The sequence below is a fragment of the Streptomyces sp. NPDC044921 genome (assembly GCF_056432865.1).
This window is the reverse complement of record NZ_JBWKIF010000006.1, coordinates 173,386-187,815: the sequence shown is the minus strand read 5'-3', so window position 1 is coordinate 187,815 and position 14,430 is coordinate 173,386. Positions and strand designations below refer to the sequence as shown.

14 protein-coding genes are annotated in these 14,430 nt (G+C 73.1%); 9 read left to right on the top strand and 5 right to left on the bottom strand.

What is annotated here, in order from left to right:
* Positions 1 to 9: 9 nt before the first annotated feature.
* Positions 10 to 768, bottom strand: coding sequence for an SLATT domain-containing protein (locus AC07DA_RS11950; protein ID WP_479127021.1), 759 nt, complete (start codon positions 766 to 768; stop codon positions 10 to 12).
* Between the two features lie 322 nt (positions 769 to 1,090).
* On the opposite strand from AC07DA_RS11950, the gene AC07DA_RS11945 reads away from it, so the two are divergent.
* The 3 genes from AC07DA_RS11945 to AC07DA_RS11935 all read left to right on the top strand — a co-directional run bounded on the left by AC07DA_RS11945 (position 1,091) and on the right by AC07DA_RS11935 (position 2,778).
* Positions 1,091 to 1,432 (top strand): YbaB/EbfC family nucleoid-associated protein, encoded by a 342-nt coding sequence (locus tag AC07DA_RS11945; protein ID WP_479127019.1) that lies wholly within the window; start codon positions 1,091 to 1,093, stop codon positions 1,430 to 1,432.
* Between the two features lie 94 nt (positions 1,433 to 1,526).
* Positions 1,527 to 2,126, top strand: coding sequence for a recombination mediator RecR (recR, locus tag AC07DA_RS11940; RefSeq protein WP_003991835.1), 600 nt, complete (start codon positions 1,527 to 1,529; stop codon positions 2,124 to 2,126).
* Positions 2,119 to 2,778: a DUF5063 domain-containing protein gene (locus AC07DA_RS11935; protein ID WP_479127017.1), complete on the top strand. Its 660-nt coding sequence runs from the start codon at positions 2,119 to 2,121 to the stop codon at positions 2,776 to 2,778. Before recR ends, AC07DA_RS11935 begins: the two co-directional genes overlap by 8 nt.
* Positions 2,779 to 2,782: 4 nt before the next feature.
* Here AC07DA_RS11935 and AC07DA_RS11930 read toward each other — a convergent pair whose 3' ends face one another.
* On the bottom strand, positions 2,783 to 3,619 hold the full coding sequence (locus AC07DA_RS11930) for a PhzF family phenazine biosynthesis protein (protein ID WP_479127015.1): 837 nt from the start codon (positions 3,617 to 3,619) through the stop codon (positions 2,783 to 2,785).
* Between the two features lie 241 nt (positions 3,620 to 3,860).
* Here AC07DA_RS11930 and AC07DA_RS11925 point away from each other — a divergent pair, with 241 nt between their 5' ends.
* On the top strand, positions 3,861 to 4,385 hold the full coding sequence (locus AC07DA_RS11925) for an SgcJ/EcaC family oxidoreductase (RefSeq protein ID WP_479127014.1): 525 nt from the start codon (positions 3,861 to 3,863) through the stop codon (positions 4,383 to 4,385).
* A 6-nt stretch (positions 4,386 to 4,391) separates the two neighbouring features.
* Here AC07DA_RS11925 and AC07DA_RS11920 read toward each other — a convergent pair whose 3' ends face one another.
* Positions 4,392 to 5,750: a sensor histidine kinase gene (locus AC07DA_RS11920; RefSeq protein ID WP_479127012.1), complete on the bottom strand. Its 1,359-nt coding sequence runs from the start codon at positions 5,748 to 5,750 to the stop codon at positions 4,392 to 4,394.
* Complete coding sequence (locus tag AC07DA_RS11915; RefSeq protein ID WP_479127010.1) at positions 5,747 to 6,454, bottom strand: response regulator transcription factor; 708 nt, start codon at positions 6,452 to 6,454, stop codon at positions 5,747 to 5,749. Before AC07DA_RS11915 ends, AC07DA_RS11920 begins: the two co-directional genes overlap by 4 nt.
* A gap of 231 nt (positions 6,455 to 6,685) precedes the next feature.
* On the opposite strand from AC07DA_RS11915, the gene AC07DA_RS11910 reads away from it, so the two are divergent.
* The 4 genes from AC07DA_RS11910 to AC07DA_RS11895 all read left to right on the top strand — a co-directional run bounded on the left by AC07DA_RS11910 (position 6,686) and on the right by AC07DA_RS11895 (position 11,290).
* A complete protein-coding gene (locus AC07DA_RS11910) occupies positions 6,686 to 7,963 on the top strand; it encodes an aspartate kinase (RefSeq protein ID WP_479127009.1) in 1,278 nt (425 codons plus the stop codon).
* Positions 7,963 to 9,039: an aspartate-semialdehyde dehydrogenase gene (locus AC07DA_RS11905; RefSeq protein WP_479127007.1), complete on the top strand. Its 1,077-nt coding sequence runs from the start codon at positions 7,963 to 7,965 to the stop codon at positions 9,037 to 9,039. The genes AC07DA_RS11910 and AC07DA_RS11905 overlap by 1 nt, the downstream gene beginning before the upstream one ends.
* Before the next feature lie 518 nt (positions 9,040 to 9,557).
* Positions 9,558 to 10,133, top strand: a complete 576-nt coding sequence (locus tag AC07DA_RS11900; RefSeq protein WP_039933275.1) for a SigE family RNA polymerase sigma factor — start codon at positions 9,558 to 9,560, stop codon at positions 10,131 to 10,133.
* A gap of 116 nt (positions 10,134 to 10,249) precedes the next feature.
* On the top strand, positions 10,250 to 11,290 hold the full coding sequence (locus AC07DA_RS11895; protein ID WP_479127005.1) for a hypothetical protein: 1,041 nt from the start codon (positions 10,250 to 10,252) through the stop codon (positions 11,288 to 11,290).
* 79 nt (positions 11,291 to 11,369) lie between these two features.
* Here AC07DA_RS11895 and AC07DA_RS11890 read toward each other — a convergent pair whose 3' ends face one another.
* Positions 11,370 to 12,164: an SURF1 family protein gene (locus AC07DA_RS11890; protein WP_479127003.1), complete on the bottom strand. Its 795-nt coding sequence runs from the start codon at positions 12,162 to 12,164 to the stop codon at positions 11,370 to 11,372.
* Between the two features lie 135 nt (positions 12,165 to 12,299).
* Between AC07DA_RS11890 and AC07DA_RS11885 the strand changes: the two genes are divergently transcribed.
* Positions 12,300 to 14,168: a S9 family peptidase gene (locus tag AC07DA_RS11885; protein ID WP_479127002.1), complete on the top strand. Its 1,869-nt coding sequence runs from the start codon at positions 12,300 to 12,302 to the stop codon at positions 14,166 to 14,168.
* Positions 14,169 to 14,430: the final 262 nt, after the last annotated feature.

Sequence of the window (14,430 nt, the reverse complement as noted above, 5' to 3'; positions counted from 1 at the left end):
GTACGGTCCTCACCGCGGCTCCGGTGGTCGTTGCCGGGGCATGTTCGGCCGGGTTCCGCCGTGCGGCGGCACGGCGAACCTGCCGTTCACGCCTCCCGCCTCCGCCGGCCGGGCCCCGCCCGGGAACACCACCGCGTGCACGCCCGCGGGTGCGCACCCGCCCCGGAATTCCCCCATCCAGTCGGCCGTCTCCACACGCACCAGCTCGGTGACGTCCTCGGAGAACCTCCGCAGCACCCCCAGGCACCGCTCGGCCGCCTCCCCGGCCGTGCCCTCCGTCGGGCCCAGCACCTCCCGCACGCTCTCGGCCGCCCAGTCGAACTGCAGCGCCTGCAACCGCCGCTGCACGGCCTGCGCGGTCGCCACGTCCCGCATCCACCCGGACGTCAGCCCGAAGTACCGGTCCACGGCCACGCACGCCACCCCCAGCAGCAGCGCCAGGCACCCCCAGGGCGCGACCCCGCGCACCACCCCGGTCAGCTCCAGCAGGGGCAGCGCGACCCCGGTCACCGCCCCGGCCGCGGCCCCGCAGCGCAGGCTCCGCGCGCACCGGCGCTTCCACACCCGGTCCGCCAGGTACCAGGCCGCCGTGCGCAGCGCCCCGCGCTCCACCCACCGGTACAGCTCGTCCAGCCGGGCCGCCGGCTCCCCCCAGTCCCCGAGCGGAAGGGGCTGCCCGGTCAGATCACCCGGCCGCGGCCGGGCCGCCTGCTCGCCCCGCCCGTCCTGATGAGGCGGCCCCTCGGGCTGCATCTCCGGCTGACCCACCCGGCACTCCCTACTGACCACGAGCGACCACGCACGGTGCGCTCACCGATCACGCTGCGCGACCCACCGACCCGACGACCGACCCACGTGACACACCTGACACGCACGACACGTGAGGTCCGCGTCCGGAACGCGCCGGACCCTTCCTACCCCCCTATGGGTGGCGAAGGCGTGGCTTTCGCCGCTTTTCCGCCCGGAAGTATTCCTTGATCGGTTATGGGGCGCGAGGGGGACTCACTCGAAAGAGTGCTGGGGCGACGGCAGGCCCGACCACGTAGGCTCGTGCCGAACGGGAAAACCCGTACCGAGCAAGGAGCTGATCGTGATCCCCGGTGGTGGCCAGCCCAACATGCAGCAGTTGCTTCAGCAGGCCCAGAAGATGCAGCAGGACCTGGCGCGGGCGCAGGAGGAACTGGCGCAGACGGAGGTCGACGGGCAGGCGGGCGGCGGCCTGGTGAAGGCCACCGTCACCGGCGCCGGCGAGCTGCGCGCGCTGAAGATCGACCCGGAGGCGGTGGACCCGGAGGACACCGAGACCCTCGCCGACCTCGTCGTGGCGGCCGTGCACGCGGCCAACGAGAACGCGCAGGCGCTCCAGCAGCAGAAGCTGGGCCCGCTCGCGCAGGGCCTGGGCGGCGGCGGCATCCCCGGCCTGCCGTTCTGAACCCGCGTACCGCCTTCCTCGGACAGGCGGCCGACAACTACGGTACGTACGGGAGGTCGCGTACCGGCCTCGAAGACCCAGGAAGGGCAGTCCGTTGTACGAAGGCGTGGTCCAGGACCTGATCGACGAACTGGGGCGGCTGCCCGGCGTCGGTCCCAAGAGCGCCCAGCGGATCGCCTTCCACATCCTCCAGGCCGAGCCGACGGACGTACGGCGTCTCGCGCAGGCCCTGATGGAGGTCAAGGCGAAGGTCCGCTTCTGCGCGACCTGCGGCAACGTCGCGCAGGAGGAGTTGTGCAACATCTGCCGCGACACCCGCCGCGACCCGGCCGTCATCTGCGTGGTCGAGGAGCCCAAGGACGTCGTGGCGATCGAGCGCACCCGTGAGTTCCGGGGCCGCTACCACGTCCTGGGCGGCGCGATCAGCCCGATCGACGGGGTGGGCCCGGACGACCTGCGCATCAGGGAGCTCCTGGCCCGCCTCGCCGACGGCACGGTCACCGAGCTCATCCTCGCCACGGACCCCAACCTGGAGGGCGAGGCGACGGCGACGTACCTCGCCCGCATGATCAAGCCCATGGGCCTGAAGGTCACCCGCCTGGCCAGCGGCCTCCCGGTGGGTGGCGACCTGGAATACGCGGACGAGGTCACGCTCGGCCGCGCCTTCGAGGGGAGACGACTCCTAGATGTCTGACGCCACGCTGCACGCCACCGACCAGAACCCGGACGACTTCGCGGTCCAGATCGCGGACCAGGTCGAGAGCTTCCTGGTCGCCGTCACGGAGGTCGCCAGGGGCGACGAGCCGGAATCGGCCGTGCCCTTCCTCCTGTTGGAGGTCTCCCAGCTCCTGCTGGCCGGCGGCCGGCTCGGCGCGCACGAGGACATCGTGCCCGACGAGCGCTACGAGCCCGACACGGGCCCGGACGCGGACGTCGACGAACTCCGCGAGAACCTGGCCCGGCTGCTGGACCCGATCGACGTCTACTCCGAGGTCTTCGACCCCTACGAGCCGCGCAAGGCCCCTGTGCCGGCCCGGATCTCCGACGACCTCACGGACGTCATCACGGACCTGCGCCACGGCATGGCCCACTACCGCGCCGGCCGCACCACCGAGGCCCTGTGGTGGTGGCAGTTCTCGTACTTCTCCAACTGGGGCTCCACCGCCTCGGCCACCCTCCGGGCGCTGCAGTCGGTCCTCGCCCACGTCCGCCTCAACCAGCCCCTCGCCGAACTCGACGGACTGGACACGGACCAGGGCATGGGCGACGACACGCTGGAGTTCGAGGCGGGCCGGGTCATGGCGGAGGAGATCGCGGGCCCGCTGGGACTGCGCCCGGCGAAGTAGGCCGTCAGATCCGCACGGCCGTACCGGTGACGGCGATCCCGGTGTCCGTGCCCTCCGGCACGGACACCGTGATCACGCTCGGGCGGCCCATGTCGGCGCCCTGGTGGATCGTCAGCGTGGCCGGGGGCGCGACGAGTCCGAGCTCCCGCAGGTAGCCGCCGAACGCGGCCGCCGCCGCTCCCGTCGCCGGGTCCTCGACCACGCCGCCGGGCGGGAACGGGTTGCGGGCGTGGAAGACGGTGGGTGACTCCCGCCAGACCAGGTCGACCGTGGTCCAGCCGGCGCGGGCCATGAGGGCGGCCAGCGCGGGCATGTCGTAGTCCAGGGCGGCCAGCCGGTCCCGGGTGGCCGCGGCGAGGACCGGGTGCCAGGCCCCGCCGAAGGCCGCGCGCGGCGGCAGTTCGGGGTCCAGGTCGGCCGCGGACCAGCCGAGGATCGCCAGGAGTTCGGCCAGATCCGCCTCGCCGACGGGCGCCGTGCGCGGCGCGACGCTCACCAGGGTCGCCACGAGCGTGCCGTCCGCCGCCCGCTCGGTCGTCACGGGCACCAGGCCCGCCGCCGTGCGCAGCAGCAGGCGTCCGGTGCCGTGCCGCTCCGCGTGGGCCACGGCCGTCGCGACCGTCGCGTGGCCGCAGAACGGCACCTCGGCCAGCGGGCTGAAGTACCTGACGGCCAGGGAGCCGTCGCAGGCCCGCGTGACGAACGCCGTCTCCGAGTAGCCCACTTCGGCCGCGGCCGCCAGCATCGCCGCCTCGTCGGCACCGCTCGCGTCGAGCACCACCCCCGCCGGGTTGCCGCCCTCGGGGTCCGTGCTGAACGCCACGTAGCGCAGTATGTCCATGGCGCCGAAGGTAGCGCGCGCACGATGTCCCCGCCTGCGCATTTCCGGGGCCCTCGCGGCGACATCGGCTCCGCTCTCCCGGGCGGCATCCCGGGCTCGCTCCGAGTGAGTTGGAGACATCCTGGACGTCCGCTGTACGGCGGCTGCACGGGCCCTAACCAGGGGGACGCGAGGCTTGAGTCACTTCCACCGCAGAGGAAGCGGAGGCAAGTCAACTCCCCTGAGAACCCCTGGAGATGCCATGAACCGTCGCTCCGCCCGCCGCCGCACGGCCGCCGTCACCGCGGTCGCCGCCGCCGTCGCCGGCTCCTTCGCCCTCGGTGCCGGAGTCGCCGGAGCCGACCCTCAGAGCGCGTCCAAGAGGCACGCCGCGCCGGTCACCAAGGCGCAGGTGCTCGGCCTGTTCGACACCTGGAACGCCGCGCTGCGGACCGGCGATCCGCGGAAGGTCGCCGACCTGTACGCGAAGGACGCGGTCCTGCTGCCGACCGTCTCCGACCGCGTCCGCACCGACCGGGCCGAGATCGTCGACTACTTCGAGCACTTCCTGCGGAACAAGCCGGTCGGCACGAAGATCCACTCGCACGTCAACATCCTCGACCGCGACACCGTCATCGACACCGGCGTCTACGAGTTCACGCTCACCGACCCCGGGACGGGCGCCCGCAGCACCGTCGAGGCCCGCTACACCTACGCCTACGAGAAGCAGCCGGACGGCAGCTGGCTGATCGTCAACCACCACTCCTCGAAGATGCCGGAGAGCTGAGCCGCGTCAGCCGCCGCCCCGGTGGGCCGCCCGGAGCGTGATGGTCACGCACAGGCCGCCCCCGGGCGCGTCCTGGAGGGCCACGGTCCCGCCGTCGTCCGCCGCCAGCTGCTTGACGACGGCCAGGCCGAGGCCGGATCCGGCCTTCCCGGTCAGGCCCTGGCCCCGCCAGAAGCGGTCGAAGGCACGGGACTTCTCGGCGTCCGACATGCCGGGCCCCTCGTCCAGGACCGACACCGCCACCACCTCGCCCCCCGGTTCCACCCGCACGGTGATGGTCCCGCCGTCGGGTGAGACCTCCAGGGCGTTGGAGAGCACGTTGTCCAGCATCTGGTCCAGATGACCGGGGCCGGCCAGCACGGACGGCCGGCCGTCGGCACTCCCCCCGAGCGTGATGGTGACTCCGCGCTCGTCGGCGGCCGGTCTCCACACGGCGAGCCGCTCCCGCACGATGTCCATCAGCGGGAGCGGCTCCGCCGCCGACACCTTGGCCTCGGCCCGGGCCAGCACCAGCAAACCGTTGACCAGGCGGTTCATCCGGACCACCTCGGCCGTCGCCTGCTCCACGTCCTCCCGTACGAACGCGTCGTCCACGCCGTCCGCGATGTTGTCCAGGGACAGCCGCAGCGCCGTGAGCGGGGTGCGCAGCTGGTGGGAGGCGTCCGCGACGAAGATCCGCTGGGCCGCGATCAGCGTGTCCAGGCGCTCGGCGCCCTGGTTGAGGGTGCGCGCCAGGGTCTGCGTCTCGGGCGGGCCGGTGACGGGCGAGCGGGCGGTCAGATCGCCGTCGCTGAACCGGCTGGCCATGTCGTTGAGCTGGCGCAGCGGCCGGGTCAGCCGCCGGGCCACCCCGACGCCGAGCAGGGCGGCCACCCCGAGCACCAGCACCGCGAGGACCGCCCGGAAGCCCCAGATCTGCCACAGGCGGCCGGTCATCTCGTCGGTGGAGTAGACGACCCGGACGGCGCCGACGGTCCGGTCGGTGCCGGGCGCGCGGGCGGGCACCGTGATCACCAGCTCCGGGCCCCAGATGAAGGACGACCCCCAGTCGGTGGTGGAGCGGTCCTCCCGCAGGGCCCGGGTCAGTGCCGCGTCCCGCACCGGCCGGGGCAGGTCCGCCGCGCAGCCCGGGGCGCCGGTCACCTGGATCTCGTCGTCGTAGGCCCGGGCCATCTCCTCCAGGGCCTGGCAGGAGGCCGCGCGGCCGTCGCCGAGCAGCAGGGCCATGGCGTCCGCCTCGCGCAGGACGGCCGACTCGGTGTCGTCGCGCAACTGGTCGGTGAGCGTGAACGCCACCGGCACGGTGAACAGCGCGATGGCGACCGCGACGAGCAGGACGTAGCTGCGGACGAGCTGACGGATCACGAGGCGCCGTCGCCGTCGCCCTCGCCGGTGACGATCTCCAGCCGGAAGCCGACCCCGCGCACCGCCTCGATCGTGATCGCCCCGGCGAGCTTGCGCCGCAGCGCCGCCACGTGCACGTCCAGCGTCTTGGTCGGCCCGAACCAGTTCGCGTCCCAGACCGCTTCCATGATCTGCTCGCGCGACATCAGCGCCCCGGGCTCCTCGGTGAGGAAGGCCAGCAGGTCGTACTCCTTGGGCGCGAGGGCCACCTCCGCGCCGTCCAGGCGCACCCGGGCCGCCTTGCGGTCGACGGTCAGGCGCGTGCCGTAGCGGTCGGGGCCGTCGTCCGGGGCGTCCGCGGCGGGCGTGCGGGGCCGCGCGCGGCGCATGACCGCCCTGATCCGGGCGATGACCTCACGGACGCCGAAGGGCTTGGAGACGTAGTCGTCGGCGCCGAGTTCCAGGCCGACCACCCGGTCCGTCTCGTCGCTGCGGGCGCTGATCACGATGATCGGGACGTCGCCGCGTGCGCGCAGCGCCTTGCAGACGTCCAGGCCGTCGGTGTCGGGCAGGCCGAGATCGAGCAGGACGACCTCGTAGGGGTCCTCGTGGCGCAGCGCCGCCTCGCCGGTGGTGACCCACGCGACGTCGAAGCCGTAGCGCTTGAGACCACGGCGCAGGGACTGGGCGACCGGTTCATCGTCTTCCACCAGGAGTACGCGCACAGCCGAACCATAGTGCTTGAAAGTTTGGTAACCGGATGGGGGTGCGAACGGCCTGTGACGCCGGGCACTTTTCCGCGTGGCCCGTGTCCAGATGGGCATGAGCCCCTCTGGACGGGCGCCGGATCTCACCATGCGATATCGCGGAGGGGTTTTTCGGACGCTCGTTAGACTGAGCCGACCGCGGTACGAATGCGTATGAGCGGATAGAGACGGATTGAGCGAGGAGCGCACGTGGGCCTTGTCGTGCAGAAGTACGGAGGCTCCTCCGTAGCCGATGCCGAGGGCATCAAGCGCGTCGCCAAGCGGATCGTGGAAGCGAAGCAGAACGGCAACCAGGTGGTCGCCGTGGTTTCCGCGATGGGCGACACGACGGACGAGCTGATCGATCTCGCCGAGCAGGTTTCCCCGATGCCTGCCGGGCGCGAGCTCGACATGCTGCTGACCGCCGGCGAGCGGATCTCCATGGCCCTGCTGGCCATGGCGATCAAGAACCTGGGCCACGAGGCCCAGTCGTTCACCGGCAGCCAAGCGGGTGTCATCACCGACTCGGTCCACAACAAAGCCCGGATCATCGACGTCACGCCGGGTCGCATCAAGACCTCGGTGGACGAGGGCAACATCGCGATCGTCGCCGGATTCCAGGGCGTCAGCCAGGACACCAAGGACATCACCACCCTCGGCCGCGGCGGCTCGGACACCACCGCGGTGGCCCTCGCCGCCGCCCTCGACGCCGACGTGTGCGAGATCTACACCGACGTCGACGGCGTGTTCACCGCCGACCCGCGCGTGGTGAAGAAGGCCCGGAAGATCGACTGGATCTCCTTCGAGGACATGCTCGAACTGGCGGCGTCCGGGTCCAAGGTGCTGCTCCACCGCTGCGTGGAGTACGCCCGCCGCTACAACATCCCGATCCACGTCCGGTCCAGCTTCAGCGGACTGCAGGGCACGTGGGTCAGCAGCGAGCCGATCGAGCAAGGGGACAAGCAGGTGGAGCAGGCTCTCATCTCCGGTGTCGCGCACGACACCTCCGAGGCCAAGGTCACGGTCGTCGGCGTGCCGGACAAGCCGGGCGAGGCGGCCTCGATCTTCCGCACGATCGCCGACGCCGAGATCAACATCGACATGGTCGTGCAGAACGTGTCCGCCGCCGCCACGGGCCTGACGGACATCTCCTTCACGCTGCCGAAGACCGAGGGCCGCAAGGCCATCGACGCGCTGGAGAAGAACAAGGCCGGCATCGGCTTCGACTCGCTGCGCTACGACGACCAGATCGGCAAGATCTCCCTCGTCGGCGCCGGCATGAAGACCAACCCGGGCGTCACGGCCGACTTCTTCACGGCCCTGTCCGACGCGGGCGTGAACATCGAGCTGATCTCGACCTCCGAGATCCGCATCTCGGTCGTCACGCGCGCCGACGACGTGCCCGAGGCCGTCCGCGCCGTGCACTCCGCGTTCGGGCTCGACTCCGACAGCGACGAGGCCGTCGTCTACGGAGGCACCGGCCGCTGATGGCCGGATCCGGGCAGACCGGCCGCTCCGGCCGGCCCACGCTCGCCGTCGTGGGAGCGACCGGGGCCGTCGGCACGGTCCTGCTGCAGATCCTCTCCCAGCGGGCGGACGTCTGGGGCGAGATCCGGCTCGTCGCCTCCCCGCGCTCGGCCGGCCGCAAGCTGGCCGTGCGCGGTGAGCAGACCGAGGTCGTGGCGCTCACCGAGGAGGCCCTGGACGGCGTCGACGTCGCCCTGTTCGACGTCCCCGACGACGTCGCCGAGCGGTGGGCGCCCCTGGCCGCGGCCAAGGGCGCGGTGGTGGTGGACAACTCGGGCGCGTTCCGGATGGACCCGGACGTGCCCCTCGTCGTGCCCGAGGTCAACCCGCACGCCGTGCGGATGCGCCCGCGCGGCATCATCGCCAACCCCAGCTGCACGACGCTCTCCATGATCGTGGCCCTGGGCGCGCTGCACGCCGAGTTCGGGCTGCGCGAGCTGGTCGCCTCCTCGTACCAGGCCGTCAGCGGCGCCGGGCGCGAGGGCGTGACGACCCTGCGGCAGCAGCTCGCCCTGGTCGCCGGGACCGAGCTGGGCACCAGCCCCGGTGACGTGCGGCGGGCCGTCGGCGACCGGACGGGGCCGTTCCCCGAGCCGGTCGCGCTGAACGTCGTGCCGTGGGCCGGCACCGCGCGCGAGGACGGCTGGTCCTCGGAGGAGATGAAGGTGCGGGACGAGTCCCGCAAGATCCTCGGGCTGCCCGGGCTCCCGGTGGCCGTCACCTGCGTCCGGGTGCCGGTGATCACCACGCACTCCCTGACCGTGCACGCCCGCTTCGAGGGCGAGGTCACCGTCGACCGGGCCCGCGAGATCCTCGCCACGGCGCCCGGGGTGGTGCTGTTCGACAACCCGGCCGCCGGCGAGTTCCCGACCCCCGCCGACGTGGTCGGCACCGACCCGACCTGGGTCGGGCGGGTGCGCCGGGCCCTGGACGACCCGACGGCGCTGGAACTCTTCGTGTGCGGGGACAACCTGCGCAAGGGCTCCGCGCTCAACACCGCCCAGATCGCCGAGCTGGTGGCCGCCGAACTGCCCTGACGCGAGGGCACGGGCGCGCGCGACCGCGAAGCGGCAAAATCCCCGAGCCGTTGTCAGAGGCGGTTTGTAGGATCTGTGGGCGACATGTGAGCTGGTCGATGATCCGGACCACTTGTCCCGGGCCCGTCGGCAGCAGAGGATTTACCTCCCCGCCCTCCGCAACCGCGCGGAGGGCGGGGAGCGTCTTTGCGGTCGCCTCTTCGGCCGTGGGAGCGCTTCATCAGGCGTGGGGACGCCTGGAACCGGGCGTGGGGACGTCCGTTCACATCTGGACATAGGGGAAGAGCGGGACGCATGAGGGCATTTGACGCACCATCGGTTGTGCTGCCTGACGCGGGTAGACCGTCCACGGCGACGGTCGGCATGAAAGTGATGCCCGGCACGTACAACCCTCACCGGGGTCGGCGTGTCCAACAGGCGTGGCAGAGGTACTCGACTTCAGCGCGGCACGCGGCACGGTCCTGCGACCGCCCCGTCCGGCGGCTCTCCGGCCCCGCACGCCCGGTACGCCCGGTGGCATGCCGGTGATCGCGCCCGTGCCCGCAGCGCGGCCGGCCCGCATCCCGAACCAGCGTGACGGCGCCGAGGACGGTGTCGCGGCCGGTACGACCGTCGACCACCTCACCGAGACCTACCGGGCGCACTACCGCTCGCTGCTGGGTCTCGCGGCCCTCCTCCTCGACGACACGGCCTCCTGCGAGGACGTCGTCCAGGAGGCCTTCATCCGTGTCCACTCCGCCCGCAAGCGGGTCCGCGACCCCGAGAAGACCCTGGCGTACCTGCGCCAGACGGTCGTCAACCTCTCGCGTTCGGCGCTGCGCCGCCGCATCCTCGGCCTGAAGCTGCTGTCGAAGCCCATGCCCGACATGGCCAGCGCGGAGGAAGGTGCCTACGACCAGCTGGAGCGCGACTCCCTGATCAAGGCGATGAAGGGCCTGCAGCGCCGCCAGCGCGAGGTGCTGGTGCTGCGCTACTTCGCGGACATGACCGAGGCGCAGGTCGCCGAGAGCCTCGGCATATCCCTGGGCTCGGTCAAGGCGTACGGCTCGCGCGGGATCGCGGCGCTCAGGCTGGCCATGGAGGCGCCGGCATGAGCGCATCGGACGGCGCGCCCCGTGACGGGCGCGACCGGCACGAGCCCTTCGAGTGGCACGAGCCGACAAAGCTGCACGGGCAAGATCCGAAGCAATCGCACGCTGGGAACGGAACTGTGAACGACGGCCCCGACGACCAGAGCCCTCAGGGGCTCGACTCGGACGAGCTGGACCTGCGCACGATGCTGCACCAGGCGGTGCAGGAGGTGGAGCCGCGCGACGGCACGCTGGAGTACCTGCGCAAGGCGGTGCCGCAGCGGCGGGCCCGCAAGCGGCAGGCCGTCGTGGGCATGGCCGCCGCCGCGCTCTTCATCGGCACCGCCGTCCCCGCCCTCGTCCACGTCTCGAGCGCCACCGGCTCCGACGCGAACCCGTCGGTCGCCGCGAACGCCTCGCAGACCCAGGGCGGCGCCGGCGAGGGCAAGGGCCCGGACGGCGGCGGGAGCACCGCGGGCGGCTCCTCGGGCAAGTCCGAGGACAAGGAGAAGGACGACAAGAAGGAGAAGGACAAGGACAAGGGCGGCGCCGGCACCGGCAGCGGCGCGTCCCAGGGCACCGGCCCCTCCTCCTCCACCACCGCGGGCGTCCCCGCCTGCACCCCGGCCCAGCTCGGCCCGGCGTCCGGGAGCAGCGGCGCCCCCGACTCCACCGGCGCGGTCTCCGGCTCCTTCCGCGTCACCAACGTCTCCGGCGCGGCCTGCACGGTCGCCGCACCCGGCTCGGTGAGCGCGGTGCCGCAGGGCGCGGCCGACGTCAGCAGGGTCGGCTCCGCCCGGCACACCGCCGGGGACGCGGCGGCCGGCCTGCTGCCCGACCCGTCCCTGGAGGCCGCCCAGCTGGTGCTCCAGCCGGGCCTCGGTTACGACGTGCGGTTCGCCTGGGTGCCCTCGGACACCTGCCCGCCGGCCGGCGGCGGCGTCGGCGGTCCCGACCCCACCCCCGACCCGACCCCCTCGCAGGACCCGGCGACCACGGCCGGCACGTCCACCGGCGGCGACACGGGCACGGCTCCGCAACTGGCCCGCGAGGACGGCACGGTCGACGGCAGCGTCGCCGTGACCTACACGCCCGGCACGGGCTCGGGCGCGGCCTCGGTCGTCGTCCCGAACGCGTGCGCGGGGACGGTGTACTGGACGGGGATGCTGGCGGGGGCGTAGCCGCGCGCCCCGGCGGCCTCAGCCGTGGCGCCCGCCGCGCCGGGCCGGGGACCCACCCGGTCCCGGCCCGGACGTCCGCTCACTTGGCGGCGGCCCCCACGGCGGCCGGCTCCTCGTCCGGCACCAGCCCCAGCGCCGCGTCCCGCGCGAACTCCACCTCGCGCCGCAGCAACCGGAACCACATGAAGATCACGAACCCCACGAAGGCGAACCACTCGGCGGTGTAGCCGAGGTTCTGGAACGCCTTCAGGTCGAGCCCCGTGTCCGGCGGCGCCGTGGCCGGCACGGCCTCCATGCCCGCGTCGCCCTTCGCCAGCGTGATCCACGCGTCGTACACGTCGTACGGCACCAGGTTCACCAGCGACGCCGCGCTGATCGCCCCGGTCTGCCCGGCCGGCAGCCCGCCCCGCGCGCTGACCCCGTTGTCCCCGGGCGTCTCGGACGCCTGCAGCGCGCCGGTCACCGTGACCTCGCCCCGTGGCGGGGCCGGCGCCTTGGCGGCGTCGGCGGTCCCGGGCAGCCACCCCCGCACCACCGGCAGCGCCTCGCCCGCGTCGGTGCGCAGCAGCGTGAGCACGTAGAAGCCCTTCCGGCCGTCGAGCTCCCGCCCCGGCACCAGCAACTGCTCGCCGTAGCGCCCGGTCGCGGTGACCGGCTTGCCGGACGTCGCCTTGGTCACCGGCAGCATCTCCGCCAGCGGCCGCGGCGTCTCGCGCGCGGCTTCGGAGACCTGTTCGGTCGCGGTGCGATGGTCCTGCACGCGGTCCTCGAACCGGCCCAGCTGCCAGGACCCCATGAAGACGCAGAACGGGATCGACAGCAGTACGAAGGCGTTGATCCCCCACCATCGGGGCGTCAGCAGAAACCGGTACACACCCCCCACGGTACGGGGCTGCCGGCCGCTCCCGGCCCGCGGGGTGGGCGACGGCCGGAGGGGGAGCGGTGGAGGTTGTCCACAGGCTGGGGACCTGGCCAGCGAAAGTCCGGCGGAGGCGGGCAGTATGGGGCCATGACTGAGAGCAACGGGCCCGACGCACGGGATGAGCGGGACCAGCACGAGCACGTGGTACAGGCGGGACAGCAGGAGCCGATGCCCGACTGGGAGAAGCGCTTCCGGGCGCCCCGGGTGTCCCTGCCCGACTGGGCGGAGGACGCGCCGGACCGCTCCCTGTTCGTGTCGAACGCGACGGGGACGTACGAGCTGTACGCCTGGGACCGGTCGACCGGCGAGCAGCGCCAGGTCACGGACCGGCCCAACGGCACGACGGACGGGGTGCTGTCACCGGACGGCGCGTGGATCTGGTGGTTCGACGACAAGGACGGCGACGAGTTCGGCGTGTGGCGCCGCCAGCCCTTCGAGGGCGGCCCAAACGAGCCGGCCGCCGAGGGCCTCCAGGCCTCGTACCCGGCGGGCCTCGCCCTCGGCCGCGACGGCCGCACGGCGGTCGTGGGCCGCTCCACGGACGAGGACGGGACGACCATCCACCTCGTCCGCACCGGACAGGCCCCGGTGGAGATCTACCGCCACCGGGAGTCGGCCGGCGTCGGCGACCTCTCCCACGACGGTTCGCTCATCGCCATCGAGCACACCGAGCACGGCGACGCGATGCACTCGGCCCTGCGCGTCCTGCGCCCGGACGGCACGGCGGTGGCCGATCTGGACGACACCGAGGGCGGCACCCGCGAGCTGGGCCTGGAGGTGCTCGGTTTCGCCCCCGTCGACGGCGACACGCGCCTGCTCATCGGCCACCAGCGCCGCGGCCGCTGGGAGCCCCTGGTGTGGGACGTGGCCACCGGCGAGCAGACGGACCTGGCGCTGGAGCTGCCCGGCGACGTCAGCGCCGAGTGGTACCCGGACGGCACCGGCCTGCTCATCGCGCACAGCTTCGAGGCCCGCAGCGAGCTGTTCCGCTACGACCTGGCCGGCCGCGCCCTGACGGAGATCCCGACCCCGCCCGGCACGGTCTCCGGCGCCACGGCCCGGCCCGACGGCAGCGTGGAGTACCTGTGGTCCTCGGCGGCCGAGCCGTCGGCGGTGCGTTCCACGGCGGGCGGTGTCGTCCTCGACCCGCCCGGCATGAAGTCGCCCGGCTCGGTGCCGGTGGAGGACGTGTGGGTGGAGGGGCCGGGCGGCCGCATCCACGCCCTCGTCCAGAAGCCGCGGGGTGCCGACGGCCCGCTCCCCACGGTCTTCGACATCCACGGCGGCCCGACCTGGCACGACAGCGACTCCTTCGCGGCGGGCCCGGCGGCCTGGGTCGACCACGGCTATGCGGTGATCCGTGTCAACTACCGCGGTTCCACGGGCTACGGCCGCGCCTGGACCGACGCGCTGAAGCACCGCGTGGGCCTCATCGAGCTGGAGGACATCGCCGCGGTCCGCGAGTGGGCGGTCGACTCGGGCCTCGCCGACCCCGAGCGGCTCGTGCTCACCGGCGGCTCCTGGGGCGGTTACCTCACCCTCCTCGGCCTCGGCGTCCAGCCCGACGCGTGGGCCGTGGGCATCGCGGCGGTGCCCGTCGCGGACTACGTCACGGCGTACCACGACGAGATGGAGGCCCTGAAGGCGATGGACCGCACGCTCCTCGGCGGCACGCCGGAGGAGGTGCCCGACCGCTTCGAGGCCTCGTCCCCGCTCACCTACGTCGACCGGGTCAAGGCACCGGTGTACATCTCGGCCGGCGTCAACGACCCCCGCTGCCCGATCCGCCAGATCGAGAACTACGTCAAGCGCCTGGAGGCCAGGGGCGCGGTCCACGAGGTGTACCGCTACGACGCCGGACACGGGTCCCTGGTGGTGGACGAGCGGATCAAGCAGGTGCGGCTGGAGCTGGAGTTCGCGGAGCGGCACTTGAAGGGGGCTTCGGGCGCCCGGTAGCCCGGGGAGGGGGGGTGGCGTCGGCGGTTGCGGGTGCTGCGTGGCCGGCTGCGCAGTTCCCCGCGCCCCTTGGGCGCTGCGTCACCAGCCCGCCACCCGCGCGACCCGCGCGACCCGCGCCACCCGCGCCACCCGCGCGACCCGCGGCCAGTCGTGCCGCCGGGGCGGCACGGGTGGGCGCGGGCGGCACCCCGCAGCGCCGGGTTGCGCGACGCCCCGATCCGGGCACCAACCCCGGGCACCTCGTGACGCCGAGCCGTGA